The organism is Halorubrum tibetense (assembly GCF_042661865.1).
Classification (GTDB): domain Archaea; phylum Halobacteriota; class Halobacteria; order Halobacteriales; family Haloferacaceae; genus Halorubrum; species Halorubrum tibetense.
This window is the reverse complement of the sequence record NZ_JBHSWW010000590.1, coordinates 1-697: the sequence shown is the minus strand read 5'-3', so window position 1 is coordinate 697 and position 697 is coordinate 1. Positions and strand designations below refer to the sequence as shown.

Sequence of the window (697 nt, the reverse complement as noted above, 5' to 3'; positions counted from 1 at the left end):
AGCCGGCTACGGCCGTCGTTCCGACCGCGACGACCTCGCCGCCGACCCGGGCGAGCAGCGCCCGTCGTGATCGCGTCATGGGATCCGTACGGGCGGCGACGGTTTCAACCACACGAGTCGGCGGCCACGGAGGGCGTTCGAGCACGGACGGTACGTCGAACCGTCCCGTCGCGTTCGCCGTAGCCCGCGTTCGGAACCGCTTTCCCGTCGGCCGGCACATGGCGGGGTATGGAGCTGTTCGGATCCAGCGGCATTCGGGGGGTCGCGCTGCGCTACCTCACGCCGGAGCTGGTCCTCGACATCGCGAAGGCGGCCGGGACGACCTGGGACGCCGAGCGTGTCGCCGTCGCCCGGGACACCCGGACGACCGGGGAACTGTTCGCCAACGCGGCCGCGAGCGGGCTCGCCGCGGTCGGCTGTGACGTCGACCGACTGGGCGTCGTTCCCACGCCCGCCGTCGGCAACTACTGTGAGTCCACGGGGGTTCCCTGCGTGCTCGTCACTGCCTCGCACAACCCGCCGGAGTTCAACGGCGTCAAGCTCGTCGGCGACGACGGCGTCGAGCTCTCCGTCGACGTGCTCGAACGCGTCGAGCGGCGCGTGCTCGACGACGACTACGATCTGGCGGACTGGCGGGACGCGGGAACGGAGACCCGCGTTGAGGGGGCCGTCGACGACTACGTCGACCAGCTCGTCG

The 697-nt window shown here is 71.3% G+C and carries 1 protein-coding gene; it reads left to right on the top strand.

The annotated features are described in order from the left end of the window. Positions 1-228: 228 nt before the first annotated feature. The coding region (locus tag ACFQEU_RS17150; RefSeq protein WP_465261184.1) for a phosphohexomutase domain-containing protein at positions 229-697 on the top strand (469 nt) is incomplete at its 3' end.